The sequence below is a fragment of the Sphaerisporangium dianthi genome (assembly GCF_042654065.1).
In the GTDB taxonomy this organism is placed as follows: Bacteria; Actinomycetota; Actinomycetes; order Streptosporangiales; family Streptosporangiaceae; genus Sphaerisporangium; species Sphaerisporangium dianthi.
Window position 1 is genome coordinate 2154 of the sequence record NZ_JBHSFP010000083.1, and the last position, 3377, is coordinate 5530.

Annotated in this window: 2 rRNA genes; both read left to right on the top strand. The window is 56.8% G+C overall.

Going from position 1 to position 3377, the window contains the following annotated elements:
- Positions 1–57 precede the first annotated feature (57 nt).
- Positions 58–3165 (top strand): 23S ribosomal RNA (locus tag ACFO60_RS40570).
- Between the two features lie 79 nt (positions 3166–3244).
- Positions 3245–3361, top strand: a 5S ribosomal RNA gene (rrf, locus tag ACFO60_RS40575).
- The last annotated feature ends 16 nt before the right edge of the window (positions 3362–3377 follow it).

Sequence of the window (3377 nt, forward strand, 5' to 3'; positions counted from 1 at the left end):
GGGAGCGGTTGTCTGTTCGTTGTTTGTGAATTGCATAGTGGACGCGAGCATCTTTGTGGCCAAGTTTTTTAGGGCACACGGTGGATGCCTTGGCATCAGGAGCCGATGAAGGACGTGGGAGGCTGCGTTAAGCCTCGGGGAGTCGCCAACCAGACGTTGATCCGGGGATGTCCGAATGGGGAAACCTAGCACCAGTCATGTGGTGTTGCCGCCGTCTGAATGTATAGGGCGGTTGGTGGTAACGCGGGGAAGTGAAACATCTCAGTACCCGTAGGAAGAGAAAACAACAGTGATTCCGTGAGTAGTGGTGAGCGAAAGCGGATGAGGCTAAACCATGCGCGTGTGATAGCCGGCAGGTGTTGCGTGTGTGGGGTTGTGGGACCCTCTGGGAGAGGCTGCCGTTTCTCCAAGCAGTGATAAATCGATGGGGTAGTCGAAGCTTCTGGGAAGTTGCGCCGTAGACCGTGAGAGTCGGGTAGGCGAAACCTTGTCGACTGTTTGAGGGGATCCCAAGTAGCACGGGGCTCGAGGAATCCTGTGTGAATCTGCCAGGACCACCTGGTAAGCCTAAATACTCCCTGATGACCGATAGTGAACGAGTACCGTGAGGGAAAGGTGAAAAGCGCCCCGGTGAGGGGTCGTGAAATAGTACCTGAAACCGTGTGCCTACAAGCCGTAGGAGCTTAACCGTCTTCGGATGGTTGTGATGTGACTGCGTGCCTTTTGAAGAATGAGCCTGCGAGTTATGGTGTGTGGCGAGGTTAACCCGTGTGGGGGAGCCGTAGCGAAAGCGAGTCTGAATAGGGCGTTTTTTAGTCGCATGCTGTAGACCCGAAGCGGAGTGATCTACGCATGGGCAGGTTGAAGCGCGGGTAAGACCGTGTGGAGGACCGAACCCACCAGGGTTGAAAACCTGGGGGATGACCTGTGTGTAGGGGTGAAAGGCCAATCAAACTCCGTGATAGCTGGTTCTCCCCGAAATGCATTTAGGTGCAGCGTTACGTGTTTCTTGCCGGAGGTAGAGCACTGGATGGCTGATGGGCCTTACCGGGTTACTGACGTCAGCCAAACTCCGAATGCCGGTAAGTGAGAGCGTAGCAGTGAGACTGCGGGGGATAAGCTTCGTAGTCGAGAGGGAAACAGCCCAGACCACCGACTAAGGCCCCTAAGCGTGTGCTAAGTGGGAAAGGATGTGGAGTCGCAGTGACAACCAGGAGGTTGGCTTAGAAGCAGCCATCCTTGAAAGAGTGCGTAATAGCTCACTGGTCAAGTGATTCTGCGCCGACAATGTAGCGGGGCTCAAGTACACCGCCGAAGTCGTGGCACTCACACCTTGTGTGGGTGGGTAGGGGAGCGTCGTGCAGCCGGCGAAGCGGTGGGGTGACCCAACCGTGGAGGCTGTGCGAGTGAGAATGCAGGCATGAGTAGCGAATCAGAAGTGAGAAACTTCTGCGCCGGATGACCAAGGGTTCCTGGGCTAGGCTAATCCGCCCAGGGTAAGTCGGGACCTAAGGCGAGGCCGACAGGCGTAGTCGATGGACAACGGGTTGATATTCCCGTACCCGCTGGTATGCGCCCATATCGAATCCAGTGATACTAAGGGTCCTTAAGCCCCCGCGGCTCTTCGGAGCTTGGGTGAGGCTGAACGCCTGGCCTGATCTGGTAGTAGGTAAGCGATGGGGTGACGCAGGAGGGTAGCCCATCCCAGGCGATGGTTGTTCCTGGGGTAAGCATGTAGCCCGTGGCATAGGTAAATCCGTGCCGCATGTAGGGTGAGATGTGATGCCGAGCCGATTGTGGTGAAGTGGGTGATCCCATGCTGCCGAGAAAAGCCTCTAGTGAGTGTGCCGGCGGCCCGTACCCTAAACCGACTCAGGTGGTCAGGTAGAGAATACCAAGGCGATCGGGTGAACTGTGGTTAAGGAACTCGGCAAATTGCCCCCGTAACTTCGGGAGAAGGGGGACCTCTGCTGGTGATGGGCTTTGCGCCTTGAGCTGGTGGGGGTCGCAGTGGCCAGGGGGAAGCGACTGTTTACTAAAAACACAGGTCCGTGCGAAGTCGTAAGACGATGTATACGGACTGACGCCTGCCCGGTGCCGGAACGTTAAGGGGACCGCTTAGCTGGGATTCGTCTCGGCGAAGGTGAGAACTTAAGCGCCGGTAAACGGCGGTGGTAACTATAACCATCCTAAGGTAGCGAAATTCCTTGTCGGGTAAGTTCCGACCTGCACGAATGGCGTAACGACTTCCCCGCTGTCTCAACCACAGACCCGGCGAAATTGCACTACGAGTAAAGATGCTCGTTACGCGCAGCAGGACGGAAAGACCCCGGGACCTTCACTACAGCTTGACATTGGTGTTTGGGACGGCTTGTGTAGGATAGGTGGGAGACGGTGAAGCTGGGACGCTAGTTCTGGTGGAGTCATTGGTGAAATACCACTCTGGTCGTTTTGGATGTCTAACCCGCGCCCGTGGATCCGGGTGGGGGACAGTGTCTGGTGGGTAGTTTAACTGGGGCGGTTGCCTCCTAAAGGGTAACGGAGGCGCCCAAAGGTTCCCTCAGCCTGGTTGGCAATCAGGTGGCGAGTGTAAGTGCACAAGGGAGCTTGACTGTGAGACCGACAGGTCGAGCAGGAGCGAAAGCTGGGACTAGTGATCCGGCGGTGGCATGTGGAAGCGCCGTCGCTCAACGGCTAAAAGGTACCCCGGGGATAACAGGCTGATCTTCCCCAAGAGTCCATATCGACGGGATGGTTTGGCACCTCGATGTCGGCTCGTCGCATCCTGGGGCTGGAGTAGGTCCCAAGGGTTGGGCTGTTCGCCCATTAAAGCGGTACGCGAGCTGGGTTTAGAACGTCGCGAGACAGTTCGGTCCCTATCCGCTGCGCGCGCAGGAGACTTGAAAGGGGCTGTCCCTAGTACGAGAGGACCGGGACGGACGAACCTCTGGTGTGCCAGTTGTTCTGCCAAGGGCACGGCTGGTTGGCTACGTTCGGGAGGGATAACCGCTGAAAGCATCTAAGCGGGAAGCCTGCCTTGAGATGAGGTCTCCCACCCTGTTGTGGGGGTAAGGCTCCCAGTGGACTACTGGGTTGATAGGCCGGAGGTGGAAGCATCGTAAGGTGTGGAGCTGACCGGTACTAATAGGCCGAGGACTTGATCACAAAGTTTTTGCTCGCGTCCACTATGTGACTCAGAGGCAACGGACCATGCCCGTGTGGGTTGGTTGTTGTTTCAAGGGGTTACGGCGGTCATAGCGGAAGGGAAACACCCGGTTACATTCCGAACCCGGAAGTTAAGCTTTCCAGCGCCGATGGTACTGCACCGGGGACGGTGTGGGAGAGTAGGACACCGCCGGACAAAATTTTATAGGTAG